The sequence below is a fragment of the Enterobacter sp. 302C9 genome (assembly GCF_034106085.1).
Classification (GTDB): Bacteria; Pseudomonadota; Gammaproteobacteria; order Enterobacterales; family Enterobacteriaceae; genus Enterobacter; species Enterobacter asburiae_B.
This window is the reverse complement of record NZ_JAWNBW010000001.1, coordinates 1,078,602-1,098,971: the sequence shown is the minus strand read 5'-3', so window position 1 is coordinate 1,098,971 and position 20,370 is coordinate 1,078,602. Positions and strand designations below refer to the sequence as shown.

Genomic DNA, 20,370 nt, shown 5'->3' with positions numbered 1-20,370 from the left:
CTTACTTTATCTGTGAAAAATAAGCGATCGGCGTCACTGACAGTGATATTTACCTTAAATTCACTGCCAGAACCGATAAATCGCGCAAGCGAAACGGTAAAAACATGATATAGCGCCATAACAGAACAACTTGTTAACATTAAATTAACTTGTAAAAGTCATATGCTTTATCAGTTTTACTTGTCAAACGCGTGTTTTTTCAACATATCACTAAATGTTATCGAATTCGGTGATTCAGTAAGCACAGGCAGTGAAAAATGGCGCAGACAGCGACGGGTTTTAAATGCAATAATCGGGACCGTCTCAAATTAACAACAATACCAGTACATGGTTTGCGCAAGGCGAAGGATCATTTTTATGAAGCTTAAGAACACACTCCTGGCGTCCGCACTTCTTTCCGCGACCGCCCTGTCTGCGAATGCCGCAACAGAGTTAACGCCGGAGCAAGCGGCAGCGTTAAAACCTTTTGACCATACGGTCATTGTGGGTCGTTATAATTCTATTGGCGACGCCGTCGCCGCTGCATCAAAAGCCGCTGATAAAAACGGGGCGGCCTCGTTTTATGTCGTTGACCAGTCCGATTACGGCAACAGCGGTAACCTGCGCGTGACCATCGCGCTGTTCAAAGACAATGCGCCAAAAGCTGACGCACCGAAAAACCGCGTGATCAACGGTGTTGTTGAACTGCCGAAAGATCAGGCGATTGAGCTGGAACCTTACGACACCGTCACCGTTCAGGGCTTCTATCGCAGCCAGCCTGAAGTGAACGATGCCATCACCAAAGCCGCGAAAGAGAAAGGGGCCTACTCTTTCTTCATCGTGCGTCAGGTCGATGCTAACCAGGGTGGCAACCAGCGTATTACCGCGTTCATCTATAAAAAAGATGCGAAAAAACGTGTTCTGCAGAGCCCGGATGCTATCCCGGCGAATTCAGAAGCAGGTCGCGCGGCGATAGCGAAAGGCGGCGAAGCAGCGAAGAAAGTTGAAATTCCAGGCGTAGCAACGACGGCTGCCCCAAGCGCTGAAGTGGGCCGTTTCTTCGAAACGCAGTCCACGAAAGGTGGTCGTTACTCCGTTACGCTGCCTGACGGTACCAAAATTGAAGAGCTGAACAACGCCACTGCAGCGCAGATGGTGCCGTTCGACAGCATCAAGTTTACCGGCAACTACGGCAACATGACGGAAGTCTCTTACCAGGTCGCGAAGCGTGCGGCGAAGAAAGGGGCGAAGTACTACCACATCACCCGCCAGTGGCAGGAACGTGGTAACAACGTGACCATCAGCGCCGATCTGTACAAGTAACAACATCGTTGACGAAAGGCGGCGCAATGCCGCCTTTTTTTGTTACTTTTTTTGAATTTCTGCCTCACGTCATTGCATGCATTCGTTACACTCCGTAAAATCCCGCGCCTTAGTGTGATCCACCATTTTTATGCGCCTGAGCGAAATAATTATTCTGGATTTTGACCTTTCATAACAGGAAGCCAATGGAAAAGAAACTTGGCCTGAGTGCTCTGACTGCACTCGTTTTAAGCTCAATGCTGGGTGCAGGCGTATTCAGTTTGCCGCAAAATATGGCGGCCGTTGCCAGCCCTTCCGCGCTCATCATTGGCTGGGGCATTACGGGTGTCGGCATACTGCTGCTGGCCTTCGCGATGCTGCTGCTCACCCGCATTCGCCCGGATCTGGACGGCGGCATTTTCACCTATGCGCGTGAAGGTTTCGGCGAGCTGATTGGCTTCTGTTCCGCGTGGGGATACTGGCTGTGTGCCGTTATCGCCAACGTCTCTTATCTTGTGATCGTCTTCTCAGCGCTCAGTTTCTTTACCGATACGCCTGAGCTGCGCCTCTTTGGCGACGGGAATACCTGGCAGTCTATTGTGGGCGCCTCGGTGTTGCTGTGGTTCGTCCACTGGCTGGTGTTACGTGGCGTACAAACGGCCGCCAGCATCAACCTGGTGGCGACGCTGGCGAAACTGGTTCCGCTCGGCCTGTTTATCGTTCTGGCCTTTATTGCGTTCCGTATGGACATCTTTAAGCTCGATTTCACCGGTATCGCGCTGGGCGTGCCCGTCTGGGAGCAGGTGAAAAACACGATGCTGATTACCCTGTGGGTGTTCATCGGTGTTGAAGGCGCGGTCGTGGTTTCTGCCCGGGCCAGGAATAAACGCGATGTGGGCCGCGCCACGCTGCTGGCCGTTCTGGCCGCGCTGGGGGTCTATCTGCTGGTCACGCTGCTGTCGCTGGGCGTGGTGGCGCGTCCTGAGCTGGCTGAAATGCGTAACCCGTCAATGGCGGGCCTGATGGTGAAAATGCTCGGCTCCTGGGGCGACGTGGTGATTGCCGCAGGGCTGATCGTCTCCGTCTGCGGCGCTTACCTGAGCTGGACCATCATGGCGGCTGAAGTGCCGTTCCTGGCCGCGACGCACAAGGCGTTTCCACGTCTGTTCGCCCGTCAAAACCAAAACAGCGCGCCGTCGGCATCGCTCTGGCTGACCAACATCAGCGTTCAGGTCTGTCTGGTGCTGATCTGGCTCACAGGTTCAGACTATAACACCCTGCTGACCATCGCCTCGGAGATGATTCTGGTACCCTATTTCCTAGTGGGTGCGTATCTGTTAAAAATTGCCACACGCCCGGCGCATTATGTCGTGGGTGTCGGAGCCTGTATTTACGGCCTGTGGTTGTTGTATGCTTCCGGGCCTATGCATCTGCTGCTGTCGGTAGTGCTGTACGCACCGGGTCTGCTGGTGTTTATCTACGCCCGCCGCACGCATCAGCTGGAGAACGCGCTGAAGCGCCGTGAGATGGCCTTAATTGGATTGTTACTGGTTGCTGCCCTACCGGCAACCTGGATGTTAATGGGATAGCATCGCCTTTCCCATTGTTGAACTGTAAAGGAGAATACGATGGGAAATGCACCGCTTCGCCCAATACTGATTACCGGTGGAGGCCGCCGTATCGGCCTCGCCCTCGCCCATCACTTTCTCAACCTTCGCCATCCGGTCATTGTCAGCTACCGTACGGAATACCCGTCGATTGAAGGGTTACGCAAAGCCGGGGCGGTCTGCATTCAGGCTGATTTTTCGACCGATGAAGGCATTCTGGCTTTCGCGGAAAAGGTAAAAGCCACCACGACGGGACTGCGCGCCGTGATCCATAACGCCAGCGCATGGCGAGCCGAAAAACCCGGTACGTCACTCAGCGAAACGCTCTCTGCCATGCTGCAGATCCACGTCAATGCGCCTTATCTGCTTAACCACGCTCTGCAGGATCTGCTACGCGGCCATGGGCACGCGGCCGGCGATATTATTCACTTCACCGATTATGTGGTGGAGCGCGGCAGCGACAAGCACATCGCCTACGCGGCCAGTAAAGCCGCACTGGATAATATGACGCGCTCGTTTGCCCGCAAGCTCGCGCCCGAGGTGAAGGTAAACGCCATCGCCCCGGCGATGATTTTGTTTAACGAAAACGATGATGCGGAGTATCGCCAGCAGGCGCTGAATAAGTCGCTCATGAAAATCGCGCCGGGCGAGAAAGAGGTGATCGACCTCGTGGATTACCTGCTCACCAGCTGCTACGTGACGGGCAGAACCTTTGCCGTGGACGGCGGGCGCCCGCTGCGCTAGTGAAAGCGGCTCCAGAAGAAAATTAACACCCAGGCGCTGAGTCCCCAGCAGACCACCGCCCCGCTCAGCGCCAGGGGAAGACGCAGAAAACCGGTGAAATACCACAGCGAAAGCAGGTAGAGAAAATACGGAATGATAGACCACATGCCAAACACGATGGTCGTGCGTAACGCTTCCGTACCCCGCTCAGAAGCCACGATATAGTGGGCAATTAGCGCAAAGGTCGGGAACAGCGGGATTAGCCCGGCAATGTAGTAGTTTTTCGTTTTTGCCAGAATGCCAATCAGTAACACCACCAGCGCGCCCAGTGCGGCTTTGATCACCAGCCCCATATTTTTCCCTGGAATAATCAAATAACAATAAGAGCCAGAATAACGGAACCGGCGTTAATTTTGAAAGATTAATGGAAGGTTAAGGTTCCGCGGTGTATGTTGGCTTTTTTCACGAAAACAGACGCTGTATGAATAAGATTGTTTATGTTGAAGACGAACCCGAGGTCGGGCAACTGATCGCCGCCTATCTGGGTAAACATGATATGGACGTCATTGTTGAACCTCGCGGCGATCGTGCCGAAGAGGTGGTCGTCCGTGAAAACCCGGATCTGGTACTGCTGGATATTATGTTGCCAGGCAAAGACGGCATGACGCTCTGCCGTGACCTGCGCGCCCGGTGGGAGGGCCCTATCGTCCTGCTCACCTCACTGGACAGCGATATGAACCACATTTTGTCGCTGGAGATGGGCGCCAATGACTACATTCTGAAAACCACACCGCCTGCCGTCCTGCTTGCCCGCCTGCGCCTGCATTTGCGCCAGCACGCCAGCATCGAACGCGAAGCGCCCGCGCCGTCTCTGACGCCGCACAAAGCGATGCGCTTCGGTACGCTGTCTATTGACCCCATTAACCGCCAGGTGCTGCTCTCCGGCGAGCTTATCGCCCTCTCCACCGCAGACTTTGACCTGCTGTGGGAGCTGGCAACGCACGCCGGGCAAATCATGGACCGCGACGCGCTGCTGAAAAACCTGCGTGGCGTGAGCTATGACGGAATGGACCGCAGCGTTGACGTGGCGATTTCGCGTCTGCGCAAAAAGCTGCAGGATAACGCTACCGAGCCCTACCGCATTAAAACCGTGCGTAACAAGGGTTATCTGTTTGCCCCGCACGCCTGGGAAACCTGATTCCGTTACCTGGCTAGCATAACGTGCGCGAAATGAAGGTATTACGCAGCAATGCCCTCTCTTTCGCGCGTTTATTTTTACGTTTGCGCAACAATTAACTTGCTAAGCACGCGAACTATCCCATAATTAAATCTTCATCCATTCTTTCTACAGCCAGCACTGCCCCGGCGACATGCAGACTCTTTTTTCACCGTGAAGCTCTCACGATACCTCTCCCATAAAATCTTGAAATGAGGATTTAAGCCCATGAAATATGTATAGCTACAGTCAGGTAGAAGCCATCAAAACCAATCTGGAATGGATTGCTAATCAGGCCGCGCTTAACCATCCTTCTCCCTCGCGCCCCGATCAAAAAGCGCTCTTTGATATCCTTGAGCTCATCCAGACTTACGAAATACTTCTGGATTTAATTAACGAATTCGGTACCGATGTGATTGATATGCACATTGCGGAAGGACTGGCCGTAACGGAAACACTCATCGCCAAGGTAAAAAACAGCGCGACTGCCATGTAACGCGCTCCACAGACATGAAAAACATGAAGGGTATCCTGCGTTGCCGATTCGCTTCGATGACACGGAAATATCAGTGGATTAGAGTAAGCTTTGCTACTCTGTTGAACTGAAACAGTTTGCATTGTTAAGGCTCCTGTTTAGGTAAACCGTCTGTGGGATTTGGATAGAGGTCAGCAGGGCGTAATTCGTGAGGAGTTACTCCTGTCATTGTGAAAATTGGAAAGATGTAACTTGGCGGGACCATCCCTTGGTCACGATTCTTCCAATGACTTACAGACATACTTGTTACTCCAAGCGCGATGCTGAGATTTCTGGCTGAGCCTGTGGCTTTAATCGCTAGGCATCTCGGTTGCCTGGCTTCTCGGTGAAGATGTAGGGGAAAAGATGGCATTAAACCTGATGAGCAGCGCCTACTAGAGCACTATCGCCAATTACCAGAAGAGGAGAAGCAAAACATGCTTCGAATCTTCGCGCTTCGCCTGAAAGGATTGGACAAGTTATATGAGAAATACATGAAAGGTAGAATCAAGAGTACAGATGAATAGTTGGGATTGTTTACTAAGTTAAGCAAATGCATGCCTTCGCAGCCGGGTTTTATTGGATCCAGCCGTCATTTCATAATTTTCACAATAGAACGAAATCACCACTTATCATATAATGAGATAAACATTCAACCGCTAAAGGAAAATATAGTGGCTAAGGTAATATCTCTTTTTAACCATAAAGGTGGTGTAAGCAAAACAACAACTGTTTTCCATCTCGGATGGAAGCTAGCTGCTCTTGGACAAAGAGTACTGATCATCGATGCAGATCCTCAATGCAACTTAACTGGGCTGACGTTAGGTTTGGATGATTATGAATCCCTGGTTCAATTCTATGACAGCAAGCAAAATACAGATCTTTTCAATAGTCTTGCGCCAGAGTTTTCTTTAGAAAGCACACCACACACGCCAGTTGGCAATACTCCTATTACAGGGACTAATAATCCTAACTTATTCATTTTAGCCGGAAACATAAGGTTTTCTGAACTTGATACACAAATCGCGACAGCGATGACAAGTAGCAATACACTCCCAGTATTGAGAAAATTCGTAGGTGCTTTCAATAAGTTAGTCAGGAAAATCGCTGACGAGCATAGTATCGATATTGTTCTAGTCGACATGAGCCCCAGTGTGTCGTCAACCAATCAGTGTATTTTGATGAGTTCTGATTACTTTATCATACCTATTTCTCCTGATTTTTATTGCTATCAGGCTATAGATTCGCTAAGTAATGTACTACCTAAGTGGGCCAATGAGATTTCCCCCTTCAAGGTTGGAGGGGATCATCCACTGCCAAAAGCCAATCCCAAAATGCTTGGCTTTATAACTCAAAACTACAGAATCTATACCACTAGCAGCAGCTCTTCTGACGGAGATGATGCGGAGCAACCCAAGCAGATGTCAAAAGCTTATAGCGACTGGCTCGAACGCATCAAAACTGTTGCTAATAAAAAACTAATTCCTGCATTGAGTGCGTCAGAAATGGTTATTTCGGATGCAATTTTTACAGAAGCGGTTACGCACGACGCCCCATTCCATCTAGCAGGTGTACAGAACTTTAGCGGTTTGGTACCCGTTTCTCAAAGTTTGTCTAAACCGATTTTCGAGCTCACTAAAGAAGATGGGAACTGGACTGGTGCACGATGGATGTGGGAAAAAAATGGTAAGGAAAATGGAATAAAAGTGAATATTGAGGAAGCTAATAGGGTTTATCATAACTTGGCTCAATCTGTACTTACCATGATCAAATTAGACCAATAACATATACAAACCCGGCTCCGAAGCCGGGTTTTTTAACCACTGTCGTACTAGCTCGCTTGCCGTCATCTTCCTCCAACCCACCTTCTTCAGCCTGTCTAAGTAATTTTTCCATCACTGGGCTAACGACCTAAAAAAGCACCACATACAAACCCTAGGTTTACACCAATAACAAATCCAAAATTGATATAAACATAAATCAGTGATTTAAGCCAATTCACCAAGACGCACTACGTTCCACCAAGGCATGGAGCCCACGAAGTAGCTGCCGACGGCATAAGAATATGGGACATTACAGTAAAGCGTTCGGGCATTCGCCGCAGACGCCCCTATCAGTTGCGTCATACATATGCGTGCTGGATGTTGTCGGCGGGTGCTAATCCTGCTTTTATAGCGAATCAGATGGGACATGAGAATGCAGAGATGGTCTTCCATGCATACTCTGCGTGGATAAATGCTCTCGATAACGATCAGGTATCATTTTTGAATCAGCGCTTTGGCGGATATGCAAATGCCCCTTTAGTGCCCCTGAAGGTAAAAACAGAGTAGTTAATTACTTGATTTCCTTTTTTATTGAATGAAAAATTTGTTTATCCCTTAACTTGACAGCGATTCATCAGCACCCACTTCAACCGCTTGTTTCTTTAAGGCTTCGATCTGCTGTTCCATTTCGCGGGCCCGTACCCGGGTGGCTTAGAGCACTTCAAAAAGAATGTGGTGTACATCATCTTTTGCCAACACTTAGGCCTGCTTCCAAGCCCGGCGTCGGCCCTGCAACAGCAGAGACCGCGGCAGGAAGAGTACCTGTCGCAGATGTTTTTTTGCTGCTGAGAAGTATCGCCCGCCTGGATGCATCTGGTTGAAGTGCTGCTGGTACGAGTGCAGCGACAACGGGCACATCTACGACCTCGACATCCTCTCCGTTTTCAATCAGCGCCAGGTTTGCTTCAAATTCTTGAAAGAACATGTTATCTGTAAATTCAGCGTCGCTCATTTCTCATACCCCTGTATCGTTCAGCTCACGAAAGTACATACTAAAAAGCCCCCCTAGAATGGGACGATTCTGCGGCGTGCACTCAAAGAAAAACCCGTCTATCGGGCAAAACGCAAAAACCCGCACAAGGCGGGTAAAATAAGCATTACGGCTATAATTTGAATTTTCGTCTTACGATTGTCGAAAGTAAAACTCTTTACAAGTTCTCATCTTCCATTGCCGAAGGAATAACATACTTGGCTTTAATATATTTGGATGCTGATTCAATTTCTGGAAACAAACTTCTGGAATTTATATTTAGCTTATCTAATTCTTCTAATATTTTTGGCTTACTGGCACCAGGTATGAGGATTTGATTGATTTTTAATCCATTTGAGCTTTGAGGTGAATCGTATTTTAATAGTCCGGCCGTCATGAAAGCGCCGGATTGAGCTATGACACGCCTATTGTTTTTTGTAGGATAAACAAAAAAGTATCTAAACAAATCTGATCGTCTAACTTCATTGGTGAAATAAGGTTTTTCGCCTTTAACGAACCCTAACAATCGTTTAATTTCATCAAGCTTTCTAAAGCTAGCAACTGCGAAGTTTTGTTTTTCTTTAAGCGCTTTTTTTTCCTCATCAGACAAGCGTGTAAGGTTACTAATCAGACTAATTGTATCGCTGTCGGAGAATTTAACCCGCGAAGACTTAAAGCTTATTATATAAACCTTACCATCTGCTAACTCTTCCTTTCCCCCTTTAAATTCGCAGCAAGCAAAATATAGTGCCACCAGCGGATTTAATGATACATCCACCAATCTTGTGGGTAATCCGTAATGCTGCGCCCTTACTAATTTGTCAAACATGAATCTGTCATTGTTAAATTCGTTTGGAGCTTCCAGCATTAACTCTCTAAATATTTCATTCTCAGCATTATCTTTATACCCTCTGGATATTGAAGGTTGAAGCAACCAATCTGACTTTGATTGCCCACGATAACAAGTTACTGCAAAACCTTCTTTTTCATCGTCATCTATACTTTTATAATTATCATTATCATTCATCAACTTGTTCTGATCAAAAATCAACCGCAAATAACCATTAACACTGTTGATTTTATTTAAGGACGTGTCTTTAGTAGTAACCATATCTATGAGTCGCCTTGGCAGTTCCATTGTTGTGATCACGAAATACAATTTGCCGAGAATGAATAAATTTGCCCACCCGGCCAATGTGAACTTTCAAAGTATTGCATTTTCAGCGACTTAGCAAGAGTACTATCATTTACTGCATCTATTGGCCCTTCGCAGTAAGCTGTTGCTGATTTATCTTCATCTGTTGCATGATTTCCCCAGTCTGTGCCATGGTCAGCCCGTCGCTATATTCCTGTCCGTATGCAGATGCCTAGGGTTTGTTGGCGCTGGCTTGCTTGCGGTAACCGCTTCTTTGTTCTAATTGTCCGCAACCCTGCGTTTATTGCGAGCCAATTGGGCCACATGAATGCAGAAATGACATATACAGTGTACTCTGCGTAGATAAATGCTCTCGATTGCGATCAGGTATCATTTTTGAATCAGCGCTTTGGCGGATATGCAAATGCCCCTATAGTGCCCCTGAAGGTAAAAACAAAGTAGTTAATTACTTGATTTCCTGGTGATATTTAATGAAAAAGCTGTTTGTGCAGTTTTATCTTTTGCTGTTTGTCTGTTTCCTGGTCATGACCATGCTGGTCGGGCTGGTCTATAAATTCACCGCCGAACGTGCGGGCAGGCAGTCGCTGGACGATCTGATGAAAAGCTCGCTCTATCTGATGCGCAGCGAGCTGAGAGAGATCCCGCCGCACGACTGGGCGAAAACCCTCAAAGAGCTGGATCTGAACCTGTCATTCGATTTACGCATCGAGCCGTTAAAAGATTTTGAGCTGGATCCGCCCGCCATGCAGCGTCTGCGCGACGGGGACATCGTCGCGCTGGACGAGAAATACACCTTTATCCAGCGTATTCCGCGCAGCCATTACGTGCTGGCCGTCGGGCCGGTGCCCTATCTCTACTATCTGCACCAGATGCGTCTGCTGGACATGGCGCTGATGGCCTTTATCGCCATTTCGCTCGCGTTTCCGGTCTTTATCTGGATGCGCCCGCACTGGCAGGACATGCTGAAGCTGGAATCCGCCGCGCAGCGTTTTGGCGAAGGGCATTTTACCGAACGCATCCACTTCGACAGCGGTTCCAGTTTTGAACGTCTGGGCGTGGCCTTTAACCAGATGGCCGATAACATCAATGCCCTGATCGCCAGTAAAAAGCAGCTGATCGACGGGATTGCGCACGAGCTGCGCACGCCGCTGGTTCGCCTGCGCTATCGTCTGGAGATGAGCGAGAATCTGACGGAAGCGGAGTCTCAGGCGCTTAACCGCGACATCGGCCAGCTTGAGGCGCTGATTGAGGAACTGCTGACCTACGCGCGCCTCGATCGTCCGCAAAACGAACTGAACCTCAGCACGCCGGACCTGCCTGCCTGGCTGCAAACCCACATCGATGACGTTCAGAGCGTAAACCCGCAGCGCACGCTGTTAACGCGCGTCACGCCGGGTGATTACGGCGCGCTCGATATGCGCCTGATGGAGCGCGTGCTGGACAATCTGATGAACAACGCCATGCGCTACAGCGAAAGCACGCTACAGATTGGGCTGGATTTGCAGGGCAATCAGGCCAGCCTGACGGTGGAGGATGACGGTCCGGGGATTGCCCCGGAAGCGCGAGAAACCGTGTTTGAACCGTTTGTCCGCCTCGACCCCAGCCGCGATCGCGCCACTGGCGGATGCGGCCTGGGGCTGGCGATTGTTTACTCTATCGCGCAGGCGATGGGCGGCACGGTGCATTGCGAAGAGAGCGAGCTCGGCGGCGCGCGCTTCTGCTTTAGCTGGCCGGTATACCATAACATCGCCCTTCCCGTCCCTGCCTGACTTCAACCGCACGCTGGCCTGACCCGGCGTGCTGTGCTATATGATAAGTATGTTGTAACTAACGAGAGTGCTTATGGCGACCTACGATCTCCTCGAACGGCTGAACAGCACGTTTCGGGAAATAGAACACGAGCTCCTGACCCTGACCGAACGTTTGCAGAGCTGCCGTCTGCTGGCCGCGCGCGTCTTTACCCTGCCCGAGGTTGCCAAAGGGGCCGAGCACGACCCGCTGGACACCATCGCGGTTGAACAGCACATCGGCAGCGCCGCCCTTGAGCTGACGCTGAAGCACTATCGCCGCCTGTTTATCCAGCAGCAGTCAGAAAACCGCAGCAGTAAGGCCGCCGTGCGTCTGCCCGGCGTGATCTGCCTGCAAACCGATGCGACAACGCGCGACGCGCTGGAAAGCCAGATTACCCACATCAACACCCTGAAAGCGGCCTTTGAAAAGATCGTTACCGAAGAGTCCGGCCTCGCCCCTGCCGCCCGGTTTGAATGGGTGCACCGTCAGCTTCCGGGGCTGATTACCCTGAACGCCTATCGCACGCTTACGGTACTGCGTCACCCCGCCACGCTGCGCTTCGGCTGGGCGAATAAGCACATCATTAAAAACTTCACCCGGGATGAGATTCTGGCGCAGCTGGAAAAAAGCCTGAAGACGCCGCGCACCGTCGCACCGTGGTCGCGCGAGCAGTGGATTGAGCGCCTGGAGCAGGAGTACCACAGCATCGCCTCGCTGCCGGCGGACGCGCGCCTCAAGATAAAGCGTCCGGTGAAGGTACAGCCTATCGCCCGCGTCTGGTATTCCGGCCAGCAAAAACAGGTTCAGTATGCCTGCCCTACGCCGCTGATTGCGCTCTATGATGCCGATCGGGGGGCCATCGTGCCGGATATTGGTGAGCTTTTGAATTACGATGCGGACAATGTCCAGCACCGTTACAGACCTCAGGCGCAGCCGCTGCAGCTGATTATTCCGCGGCTGCACCTGTACGTGGCGGGATGACTATTTCAGGCTGCCGACCATCGCTTCCGGGCGAACCCAGGCGTCGAACTCCGCCTCCGTGAGATAGCCCAGCGCCAGGGCGGAGGCTTTCAGCGTCAGCCCCTCTTTATGCGCTTTTTTAGCGATCTCGGCGGCCTTGTCGTAGCCGATATGGGTATTCAGCGCCGTCACCAGCATCAGGGATTCATTGAGCAACTGGCTGATACGTTCGCGATTCGGCTCAATCCCTACCGCACAGTGCTCGTTAAAGCTCTCCATCCCGTCCGCCAGCAGACGAATCGATTGCAGAACGTTGTGGATCACCATCGGGCGATAGACGTTCAGCTCGAAGTTGCCGGACGCACCGCCCAGGTTGACGGCTACGTCGTTGCCCAACACCTGACAGCAGAGCATGGTCATGGCTTCGCACTGGGTCGGGTTCACTTTACCCGGCATGATGGAGCTGCCCGGCTCGTTTTCCGGAATGCTGATTTCACCGATGCCGCAGCGCGGACCCGAGGCCAGCCAGCGCACGTCGTTGGCGATTTTCATCAGCGAGGCCGCCAGCCCTTTCAGCGCGCCGTGGGTGTGGACCAGCGCATCGCAGGTCGCCAGCGCTTCGAACTTGTTGGGCGCCGTGACGAACGGCTGCCCGGTGATGTTTGCCAGCTCCTCCGCCACGCGCACCGCGTATTCTGGATGGGTGTTTAACCCGGTCCCGACCGCCGTCCCGCCGAGCGCCAGCTCCGCCAGGTGCGGCAGGCTGTACTCAATATGCTTCAGGTTATGTTCCAGCATCGCCACCCAGCCGGAAATCTCCTGGCCGAGCGTCAGCGGCGTGGCGTCCTGCAGGTGCGTACGGCCAATTTTGACGATGTCGCGGAAGGCCTGCGCTTTCTCGTTGAGCGTGGATTTCAGCACGTTGAGCTGCGGGATAAGCTGCTCGCGGATAGCGATGACCGCCGCCACGTGCATCGCCGTCGGGAAGACGTCGTTGGAACTCTGGCTTTTGTTGACGTCATCGTTCGGATGGACCTTACGCTCCATGCCGCGCACGCCGCCAAGCAGTTCGCTGGCCCGGTTTGCCAGCACTTCATTCATGTTCATGTTGCTCTGGGTGCCGGAACCGGTCTGCCAGATGGCGAGGGGGAATTCATCGGGATGCTTGCCCGCCAGCACTTCGTCGGCGGCGTTGATGATGGCGGTCGCTTTGTCTGCCGTCAGCAGGCCTAAATCCTGGTTCACTTTCGCGGCGGCGCGTTTGGTGAGCGCCAATGCCTGAATCAGCGAGACGGGCATTTTTTCGGTCGAAATACGGAAGTGCTCCAGCGAACGCTGGGTTTGCGCGCCCCATAGCTTGTCGGCCGGGACGTCGATGGCGCCCATCGAATCTTTCTCATGGCGTACCGTGGTCATTACTTTCTCCTTGATAACAAAAGAGGGATTGCTCACATGCTTAAGGGGTAAGTATTGATGACTTCTGAGAAACGATATGGCGCTTTGTGCGCTCTTTTTGGTGTCGGGTTGCGCTGACGCTTACCCGACCTACCAGACTCGTAGGCCGGGTAAGGCGCAGCCGCCACCCGTCAATTTACAGAATTACTTCACGCACGCCGAACACTGGGACGACTGGATCTGCTTGAAGAAGTCGTTTCCTTTGTCATCCACGAGGATAAACGCCGGGAAATCTTCCACTTCAATTTTCCAGATCGCTTCCATACCCAGTTCCGGGTATTCCACGCACTCCAGGCTCTTGATGCTGCCCTGCGCCAGAACCGCAGCCGGGCCGCCGATGCTGCCGAGGTAGAAGCCGCCGTGCTTGTGGCAGGCGTCCGTCACCTGCTGGCTGCGGTTGCCTTTCGCCAGCATGATCATGCTGCCGCCGTTGGCCTGCAGCTGGTCAACGTACGAGTCCATACGCCCTGCCGTGGTTGGGCCTAACGAGCCGGACGCGTAGCCTTCAGGCGTTTTTGCCGGGCCTGCGTAGTAGATCGGATGATCTTTAATGTACTGCGGCAGCCCTTCGCCGTTGTCCAGACGCTCTTTCAGCTTCGCGTGCGCGATGTCGCGGCCCACGATGATCGTGCCGTTCAGCGAGAGACGGGTCGAGACCGGATACTGCGAAAGCTGCGCCAGAATCTCTTTCATCGGACGGTTCAGGTCGACGCGAACCGCTTCCCCCTCGCCCGCTTTGCGCAGCTCTTCCGGGATGTATTTGCCCGGATTGTTTTCCAGTTTTTCGATCCACACGCCTTCGCGGTTGATCTTCGCCTTGATGTTGCGATCCGCGGAGCAGGATACGCCCATCCCGACCGGACAGGAGGCACCGTGACGCGGCAGACGGATCACGCGCACGTCGTGGGCAAAGTATTTGCCGCCAAACTGCGCGCCGAGGCCCAGATTGCGCGCTTCTTCCAGCAGTTCCTGCTCAAGCTGCACGTCGCGGAACGCCTGGCCGTGCTCGTTACCTTCGGTAGGCAGGCCGTCATAATATTTGGTTGAGGCCAGCTTGACGGTTTTCAGCGTGCTTTCAGCCGACGTACCGCCAATCACAAACGCGATATGGTACGGCGGGCACGCCGCGGTGCCGAGGGTGCGCATCTTTTCAACCAGGTAGTTCTTCAGCTTGCCCGGGGTGAGCAGCGCCTTGGTTTCCTGGTAGAGATAGGTTTTGTTGGCCGAACCGCCGCCTTTGGCGATACAGAGGAATTTGTACTCGCCACCGTCGACGCTGTAGAGATCGATCTGTGCCGGCAGGTTGGTGCCGGTGTTGACCTCTTTGTACATATCCAGCGCCGCGTTTTGCGAGTAGCGCAGGTTATCTTCGGTGTACGTGTTGTAGACGCCGTGCGCCAGGGCCGCTTCGTCACCGCCGCCGGTCCAGACGCGCTGGCCTTTTTTACCGACGATGATCGCCGTGCCGGTGTCCTGACAGGTAGGCAGAACACCTTTCGCGGCGATGTCTGAGTTACGCAGGAACTGCAGGGCAACGTATTTATCGTTTTCGCTGGCCTGCGGGTCGCTGAGAATATCGGCAACCTGCTGCTGGTGCGCTGGGCGGAGCATAAACGAGGCGTCGTGGAAAGCGTGCTGCGCCAGCAGCGTCAGCGCCTGCGGATCCACCTTGAGGATCTCTTGTCCTTCAAACTCAGAGACGGAGACGTGATCGCGGGTTAACAGGTAATACTCGGTCCGATCCTTACTGAGGGGGAAAGGATCCTGATAATGGAAGGGTTTATTCGACATTGGTCTCTCACTTACTGCTTCGGTCTGTTTATTCAGGGCAAATGTTCCGCTGCCCGGCTTAAAAGCGAGTCAGCTTATCCTACACAATTTTTTAACAAAAACTGAGACTAGTACGACTTTTTACATCCACAGGTTACTTCCATGAGGTTTATTGCTTTAATACCCGGAGTTAATTCCACAATTGAATCAGGGCTTGATAATGCAAAAACTCATTAACTCAGTGCAAAACTACGCCTGGGGAAGTAAAACTGCGTTAACGGATCTCTACGGTATCGCGAACCCGAACAACCTGCCGATGGCAGAACTGTGGATGGGGGCGCACCCGAAGAGCAGCTCAAAAATTGAAGACGCCAGCGGCCAGGTTCGCAGCCTGCGTGACGTGATTGACGCCGATAAAGCCGCGCTGCTGGGCGACAAGGTTGCTCAGCGCTTCGGCGAACTGCCGTTCCTGTTTAAGGTGCTGTGCGCTGACCAGCCGCTCTCCATCCAGGTTCACCCGAACAAGAAAGCCTCTGAAATCGGCTTTGCGAAAGAGAACGCGGCGGGTATTCCGTTAGACGCCGCCGAGCGTAACTACAAAGATCCTAACCACAAGCCGGAGCTGGTCTTTGCGCTGACCCCGTTCCTGGCGATGAACGCGTTCCGCGAGTTTTCAGAGATCGTTTCTCTGCTGCAACCGGTCGCGGGTGCCCACAAGGCTATCGCCCACTTCCTTGAAAACCCGAACGCGGACGCGCTGAGCCAGCTGTTTGCCAGCCTGCTGAATATGCAGGGTGAAGAGAAATCCCACGCGCTGGCGGTGCTGAAAGCGGCTCTGGGCAGCCAGCAGGGTGAACCGTGGGAGACTATCCGCCTGATCTCCGAATTCTACCCGGACGACAGCGGCCTGTTCTCCCCTCTGCTGCTGAACGTGGTGAAGCTCAACCCGGGCGAAGCGATGTTCCTGTTCGCTGAAACCCCGCACGCCTACCTTCAGGGCGTTGCGCTGGAGGTAATGGCTAACTCCGATAACGTGCTGCGCGCAGGCCTGACGCCGAAATACATCGATATTCCTGAACTGGTTGCCAACGTGAAGTTTGTGGCGAAACCTGCCGCGGAGCTGCTGACTCAGCCGGTGAAAAACGGCGCAGAGCTGGACTTCCCAATTCCGGTTGAGGATTTTGCTTTTTCCCTGCACGACCTGAGCCAGGCCGAAACCGCCATCGCGCAGGAAAGCGCGGCGATTCTGTTCTGCGCCGAGGGCGAAGCGACGCTTCGCAAAGGCGAACAGCGTCTGGTGCTTAAGCCCGGTGAGTCAGCATTCGTTGCAGCCAATGAATCACCGGTCAGCGTAAGCGGCACCGGTCGTCTGGCGCGCGTTTTTAATAAGCTATACCCTAAATAATTCGAGTTGCATGAAGGCGGCGACGCAGCGAATCCCCAGGAGCGTACATAAGTACGTGACTGGGGTGAGCGAGGAAAGCCAACGCACAGGCAACTTGAAGTATGACGGGTATTAGGGACTTACTGATTTTTTTAACAACTCTTGCTAAGCTAGTTGCAGGCTTAATATCTCCAGGCGGTTTTTACCGCCTGGTTTCATTTTAGGGATAGTCGCAATGAAAAAATCGGTCGTAGCGGTTGGAGTGATTGTAGCGTTAGGCGTGGTCTGGACGGGTGCCTCCTGGTTTACCGGGAAACAGCTGGAAGGCCGTCTGGCTGAGATGGTGGCGCAGGCTAACGGAGAGATTAAGCGCAGCGCGCCGGAGGCGGGCCTTGAGCTGAGCTACCAGAATTATCATCGCGGCGTGTTTACCAGCCGTATGCAGCTGGTTGTGAAGCCAGTGGCCGGTGCTGAAAACGGCTGGCTGAAACCGGGCCAGAGCGTGGTGCTGGACGAGGTGGTGAGCCACGGTCCGCTGCCGCTGGCGCAGCTGAAGTCCTTTAACCTGACCCCGTCGATGGCGTCCGTTCATACCGTGCTGGTGAATAACGACGTCACCAAACCGCTGTTTGACCTGGCGAAGAATGAATCGCCTTTCGACATTAATACCCGAATTAGCTATGCCGGCGACACGAGCTCCGATATTGCTCTGAAAGCGCTGAACTACGAGAAAGAGAATGAGAAAGTCGCCTTTAGCGGCGGTCACTTCAAACTCGATGCTGACCGCGACGGAAACGTGTTCTCCCTGACGGGTGAAGCGGAAAGCGGCCTGGTCAATGCCGTGAACGAATATAACCAAAAGGTTCAGCTCACCTTCAACAACCTGAAAGCCGACGGCAACAGTCGAATGACCGATTTCCAGGAGCGTATCGGCGATCAGAAACTCTCTCTCGACAAAGTAGCCATTGCGGTTGAAGGAAAAGAGATGGCCGTGCTGGAAGGCATGGACGTCAACGGCAAATCCGACGTTTCCAAAGACGGTAAAAGCATCAACACCCAGCTGGATTACACGCTGAAGAGCCTGAAGGTGCAGAATCAGGATCTGGGCACCGGCAAGCTGTCGCTGAAGATCGGCAATATCGACGGCCAGGCGTGGCACGAGTTTAGCCAGAAATACAGCAAAGAGAGCCAGGCGCTGCTGACCGATGCCGCACTCCAGCAGAACCCTGAGGTGTATCAGCAGCAGGCGATGGCGGTACTGTTCAACAACCTGCCTGTCCTGCTGAAAGGCGAGCCGGTGATCACCGTTGCGCCGCTGAGCTGGAAAAACAGCAAAGGCGAAACCAGCTTTAACCTGTCGCTGTTCCTGAAAGATCCGGCAACCGCAACGGGTGAACCGCAGACGCTGGCGCAGGAAGTGGATCGCAGCGTGAAGTCGCTCGACAGCAAGCTGACCATCCCGATGGATATGGCGACCGAGTTTATGACCCAGATTGCGAAGCTGGAAGGCTACGGCGATGAAGACGCCGGCAAGCTGGCTAACCAGCAGGTGAAAGGTCTGGCGGCCATGGGCCAGATGTTCCGCATCACTAAAGTGGAAAACAACACGATTTCCACCAGCCTGCAGTACGCCAACGGCCAGGTAACGCTGAACGGCGACAAGATGCCGCTGGAAGACTTTGTCGGCATGTTTGGTATGCCGACGCTGGGGATGCCGGAACCGGCAGCACCGGCGGCACCGGCAGCACCGGCCGAACCGGCGGCACCGCAGCAGTAAACGTCAAAACCCCTCGCATGAGGGGTTTTTTATTGCCCGCTAATTTTTCCATCCAGCCAGGAAATCCAGCAGAAGCGCGTTCACTTTCTCTGGCTGCTCCTCCTGCGGCAGATGGCCGCACTCATCAATACCCTGCGCCCGCAGGTTCTCCGCCATTTCGGCCCAGACGCTTTCCATATCGAAAAGCTTGCCGACCGCATGAAAATCATTACCCCACAGCGACATTACCGGGCAGGTGATTTTCACCTCAGCGTCTGCCATATCCTGCGCCACATCATCTGCGTTGGCGCGATAGTCAGCCATTGCGCCACGCACGGCACCCGGCGCCTGATACGCCCGAACATAGGTGTCAAACGCCTCGCCGCTGATGGTCGAGGGATTGTAGGTCCAGTCCGAGAAAAAGTGGCGCAGCCAGATATGCTCCCGACCCGCAATCAGCGCTTCCGGCAGGTCTGGCACAAGATGAAACAGGAAGAACCAGTACGCACGCGCAATCGACGCATTCAGATCGCGTGCCACAATACGCGTTGGCACGTTATCCATCACCACCAGTCGATCCACCAGCTCAGGGTAATCTTTTGCAAACCGCGTCGCAACGCGTGCGCCGCGATCGTGCCCTACCAGCACCACTTTCTGTAAACCCAGCACACGCATCAGTTCCCGGATGTCCCGCGCCATATTGCGCTTATCATAGCCAGAAGCAGGTTTATCCGTTTCGCCATACCCGCGTAAATCCGGTGCAATCACGCGGTAGTGCCGGGACAGTACGGGTATCTGGTAGCGCCAGGCATAGTTTGTTTCAGGAAAACCATGCAGGAGAATAACCGGTGCGCCTTCACCCTCTTCAACCACAAACTGACGGATACCGTTTGCCATTACGGTGTAACTTTTCATGCTCGTCACCTCACTTTATTTCAGCAGAGGCACGTTGGCCGCACGTTGATAAGGACCGTAATCGACAGGATTCCAGCTATAGCCCTGCTGCCAGGCGGTGATATGACCGATACCGGGGAAAGGCAGATGCGCCGCGGCCATCCACTCACCGTCTTTCGCCAGCGCGTTAAATTCCTGCGCCCGGGATGAGATGGCTTTTTTCGGATCGACATCAAAGCGAATAGACACTTCAGGGTGCGGGAACTGGACGGCAGGAGCATGAATCAAATCCCCAATGAAGTTGATAGCCGTTCCCTGCGACGCGAAGCGATAAACGGTACTGCCAGGCGTATGCCCGATGGCATATGCCGTCTGGACTTCCGGGACAGGCGAAGCTGGCGGGACGAAGGTTTTAAGGTGCCCGGCGGCTTTATACGCAGACAGCGCTTGCCTGGCGATAGCGAAATACTCCCTCGCATTAGCCGGCGCGCTCGCTTCTTTTGCGGGGTCAAGCCAGTAGTCGGCCTCACCCTGCGGTACGTAGACGGTGGCATTGGGGAACAATGCTTTACCCTCTGCATCGCTCAGGCCGCACACGTGGTCAAGATGCAGGTGGGTCAGGAAAATGGTATCAACCTGCTCGGGACGGTACCCTGATGCGTTCATATTGCTGACCAACTGGCCGGCCGTTTCCGCCATGCAGTGGCCCCCCCCGCTGTCAATCATGACCAGGTGTTTACCGGTATTCACCAGAAAGGCGTTAAAGGCGGTAGGCATGCGTTCGGCATCAACTTTGTGTTGAGCCAGCAGTTCGCGAACCTTGTCGCCTGAGAGCCCGTGTAGTAAGGCAGGCGAAAGATCGTTATAGCCGTCGAACAGCGCCGTTACCTCATATTCCCCGACCGCCAGACGATAATAGCCCGGAATCTGCTGTTTCACCTGTGCCGGGGCATCTGCCCACGATGTGCTTGCCAGGAGCAGGCCGCTGAGCGCCAGAACCGTTTTCAACTTTTTCATCTTCACTCCAGATTGATATTTTTCAGGTTGTGAAGAGACTATGGCAGCATAAC

At 53.2% G+C, this 20,370-nt stretch carries 19 protein-coding genes and 1 pseudogene; 12 read left to right on the top strand and 8 right to left on the bottom strand.

The window, feature by feature from the left end:
- Window positions 1-357 precede the first annotated feature (357 nt).
- From ydgH to folM, 3 genes are all read left to right on the top strand, one after another.
- Entirely contained in the window at window positions 358-1,302 is a 945-nt protein-coding gene (gene ydgH / locus UR289_RS05395) for a DUF1471 family protein YdgH (RefSeq protein ID WP_033145347.1), read from the top strand.
- A 185-nt stretch (window positions 1,303-1,487) separates the two neighbouring features.
- Window positions 1,488-2,870 carry an amino acid permease gene (locus tag UR289_RS05390; RefSeq protein ID WP_320709275.1) on the top strand — a complete coding sequence of 461 codons (1,383 nt, stop codon included), beginning with the start codon at window positions 1,488-1,490 and terminating at the stop codon, window positions 2,868-2,870.
- 39 nt (window positions 2,871-2,909) lie between these two features.
- Window positions 2,910-3,632, top strand: a complete 723-nt coding sequence (gene folM, locus UR289_RS05385; RefSeq protein ID WP_033145346.1) for a dihydromonapterin reductase — start codon at window positions 2,910-2,912, stop codon at window positions 3,630-3,632.
- Here folM and UR289_RS05380 read toward each other — a convergent pair.
- Window positions 3,629-3,964 carry a GlpM family protein gene (locus UR289_RS05380; protein WP_028017326.1) on the bottom strand — a complete coding sequence of 112 codons (336 nt, stop codon included), beginning with the start codon at window positions 3,962-3,964 and terminating at the stop codon, window positions 3,629-3,631. The two genes, folM and UR289_RS05380, sit on opposite strands and share 4 nt — an antisense overlap.
- A gap of 128 nt (window positions 3,965-4,092) precedes the next feature.
- Between UR289_RS05380 and rstA the strand changes: the two genes are divergently transcribed.
- A complete protein-coding gene (gene rstA / locus UR289_RS05375) occupies window positions 4,093-4,809 on the top strand; it encodes a two-component system response regulator RstA (protein WP_021241154.1) in 717 nt (238 codons plus the stop codon).
- 253 nt (window positions 4,810-5,062) lie between these two features.
- The gene (locus tag UR289_RS05370) at window positions 5,063-5,323 is read left to right on the top strand and encodes a hypothetical protein (protein WP_320709274.1); all 261 of its coding nucleotides are present in this window, start codon (window positions 5,063-5,065) and stop codon (window positions 5,321-5,323) included.
- A gap of 124 nt (window positions 5,324-5,447) precedes the next feature.
- On the opposite strand, the gene UR289_RS05365 is transcribed toward UR289_RS05370, so the two are convergent.
- Complete coding sequence (locus tag UR289_RS05365) at window positions 5,448-5,624, bottom strand: helix-turn-helix domain-containing protein (protein ID WP_233422262.1); 177 nt, start codon at window positions 5,622-5,624, stop codon at window positions 5,448-5,450.
- A gap of 32 nt (window positions 5,625-5,656) precedes the next feature.
- Here UR289_RS05365 and UR289_RS05360 point away from each other — a divergent pair.
- The 3 genes and pseudogenes from UR289_RS05360 to UR289_RS05350 all read left to right on the top strand — a co-directional run.
- A pseudogene (locus UR289_RS05360) lies at window positions 5,657-5,868 on the top strand (transcriptional regulator); the annotation flags it as partial.
- Between the two features lie 147 nt (window positions 5,869-6,015).
- Window positions 6,016-7,125: a ParA family protein gene (locus UR289_RS05355; protein ID WP_224978800.1), complete on the top strand. Its 1,110-nt coding sequence runs from the start codon at window positions 6,016-6,018 to the stop codon at window positions 7,123-7,125.
- Between the two features lie 195 nt (window positions 7,126-7,320).
- Entirely contained in the window at window positions 7,321-7,671 is a 351-nt protein-coding gene (locus UR289_RS05350) for a tyrosine-type recombinase/integrase (protein ID WP_404995714.1), read from the top strand.
- A gap of 175 nt (window positions 7,672-7,846) precedes the next feature.
- Here UR289_RS05350 and UR289_RS05345 read toward each other — a convergent pair whose 3' ends face one another.
- Complete coding sequence (locus tag UR289_RS05345; RefSeq protein ID WP_224978799.1) at window positions 7,847-8,116, bottom strand: hypothetical protein; 270 nt, start codon at window positions 8,114-8,116, stop codon at window positions 7,847-7,849.
- 196 nt (window positions 8,117-8,312) lie between these two features.
- Window positions 8,313-9,245 (bottom strand): FRG domain-containing protein, encoded by a 933-nt coding sequence (locus tag UR289_RS05340; RefSeq protein WP_320709273.1) that lies wholly within the window; start codon window positions 9,243-9,245, stop codon window positions 8,313-8,315.
- Between the two features lie 515 nt (window positions 9,246-9,760).
- Here UR289_RS05340 and rstB point away from each other — a divergent pair.
- Both rstB and tus read left to right on the top strand, forming a co-directional pair.
- Entirely contained in the window at window positions 9,761-11,059 is a 1,299-nt protein-coding gene (gene rstB, locus UR289_RS05335; RefSeq protein ID WP_033145344.1) for a two-component system sensor histidine kinase RstB, read from the top strand.
- Window positions 11,060-11,132: 73 nt separating this feature from the next.
- Entirely contained in the window at window positions 11,133-12,062 is a 930-nt protein-coding gene (tus, locus tag UR289_RS05330) for a DNA replication terminus site-binding protein (protein WP_033145343.1), read from the top strand.
- Here the strand turns inward: tus and fumC are convergent, their stop codons facing one another.
- Window positions 12,063-13,457: a class II fumarate hydratase gene (gene fumC / locus UR289_RS05325; protein ID WP_029740298.1), complete on the bottom strand. Its 1,395-nt coding sequence runs from the start codon at window positions 13,455-13,457 to the stop codon at window positions 12,063-12,065.
- A 183-nt stretch (window positions 13,458-13,640) separates the two neighbouring features.
- Window positions 13,641-15,287 (bottom strand): class I fumarate hydratase FumA, encoded by a 1,647-nt coding sequence (fumA, locus tag UR289_RS05320; protein ID WP_320709272.1) that lies wholly within the window; start codon window positions 15,285-15,287, stop codon window positions 13,641-13,643.
- A gap of 199 nt (window positions 15,288-15,486) precedes the next feature.
- Between fumA and manA the strand changes: the two genes are divergently transcribed.
- On the top strand, window positions 15,487-16,671 hold the full coding sequence (gene manA / locus UR289_RS05315) for a mannose-6-phosphate isomerase (RefSeq protein ID WP_033145341.1): 1,185 nt from the start codon (window positions 15,487-15,489) through the stop codon (window positions 16,669-16,671).
- A gap of 214 nt (window positions 16,672-16,885) precedes the next feature.
- The gene (locus UR289_RS05310) at window positions 16,886-18,427 is read left to right on the top strand and encodes a YdgA family protein (RefSeq protein ID WP_320709271.1); all 1,542 of its coding nucleotides are present in this window, start codon (window positions 16,886-16,888) and stop codon (window positions 18,425-18,427) included.
- Between the two features lie 39 nt (window positions 18,428-18,466).
- Here the strand turns inward: UR289_RS05310 and UR289_RS05305 are convergent, their stop codons facing one another.
- Together UR289_RS05305 and UR289_RS05300 are read right to left on the bottom strand one after the other, a co-directional pair.
- Window positions 18,467-19,321, bottom strand: a complete 855-nt coding sequence (locus tag UR289_RS05305) for an alpha/beta fold hydrolase (RefSeq protein WP_193139117.1) — start codon at window positions 19,319-19,321, stop codon at window positions 18,467-18,469.
- A gap of 15 nt (window positions 19,322-19,336) precedes the next feature.
- Complete coding sequence (locus UR289_RS05300; protein ID WP_320709270.1) at window positions 19,337-20,317, bottom strand: MBL fold metallo-hydrolase; 981 nt, start codon at window positions 20,315-20,317, stop codon at window positions 19,337-19,339.
- Window positions 20,318-20,370: the final 53 nt, after the last annotated feature.

Bases quoted from the DNA above. Each gene is read 5' to 3' on its own strand.
- UR289_RS05305 (WP_193139117.1), bottom strand. From the start codon at position 19,321: ATGAAAAGTTACACCGTAATGGCAAACGGTATCCGTCAGTTTGTGGTT.
- UR289_RS05345 (WP_224978799.1), bottom strand. From the start codon at position 8,116: ATGAGCGACGCTGAATTTACAGATAACATGTTCTTTCAAGAATTTGAA.
- UR289_RS05310 (WP_320709271.1), top strand. From the start codon at position 16,886: ATGAAAAAATCGGTCGTAGCGGTTGGAGTGATTGTAGCGTTAGGCGTG.
- UR289_RS05370 (WP_320709274.1), top strand. From the start codon at position 5,063: ATGTATAGCTACAGTCAGGTAGAAGCCATCAAAACCAATCTGGAATGG.
- rstB (WP_033145344.1), top strand. From the start codon at position 9,761: ATGAAAAAGCTGTTTGTGCAGTTTTATCTTTTGCTGTTTGTCTGTTTC.
- fumC (WP_029740298.1), bottom strand. From the start codon at position 13,457: ATGACCACGGTACGCCATGAGAAAGATTCGATGGGCGCCATCGACGTC.
- ydgH (WP_033145347.1), top strand. From the start codon at position 358: ATGAAGCTTAAGAACACACTCCTGGCGTCCGCACTTCTTTCCGCGACC.
- UR289_RS05300 (WP_320709270.1), bottom strand. From the start codon at position 20,317: ATGAAAAAGTTGAAAACGGTTCTGGCGCTCAGCGGCCTGCTCCTGGCA.
- tus (WP_033145343.1), top strand. From the start codon at position 11,133: ATGGCGACCTACGATCTCCTCGAACGGCTGAACAGCACGTTTCGGGAA.
- rstA (WP_021241154.1), top strand. From the start codon at position 4,093: ATGAATAAGATTGTTTATGTTGAAGACGAACCCGAGGTCGGGCAACTG.
- UR289_RS05390 (WP_320709275.1), top strand. From the start codon at position 1,488: ATGGAAAAGAAACTTGGCCTGAGTGCTCTGACTGCACTCGTTTTAAGC.
- fumA (WP_320709272.1), bottom strand. From the start codon at position 15,287: ATGTCGAATAAACCCTTCCATTATCAGGATCCTTTCCCCCTCAGTAAG.
- UR289_RS05340 (WP_320709273.1), bottom strand. From the start codon at position 9,245: ATGGTTACTACTAAAGACACGTCCTTAAATAAAATCAACAGTGTTAAT.
- manA (WP_033145341.1), top strand. From the start codon at position 15,487: ATGCAAAAACTCATTAACTCAGTGCAAAACTACGCCTGGGGAAGTAAA.
- UR289_RS05380 (WP_028017326.1), bottom strand. From the start codon at position 3,964: ATGGGGCTGGTGATCAAAGCCGCACTGGGCGCGCTGGTGGTGTTACTG.
- folM (WP_033145346.1), top strand. From the start codon at position 2,910: ATGGGAAATGCACCGCTTCGCCCAATACTGATTACCGGTGGAGGCCGC.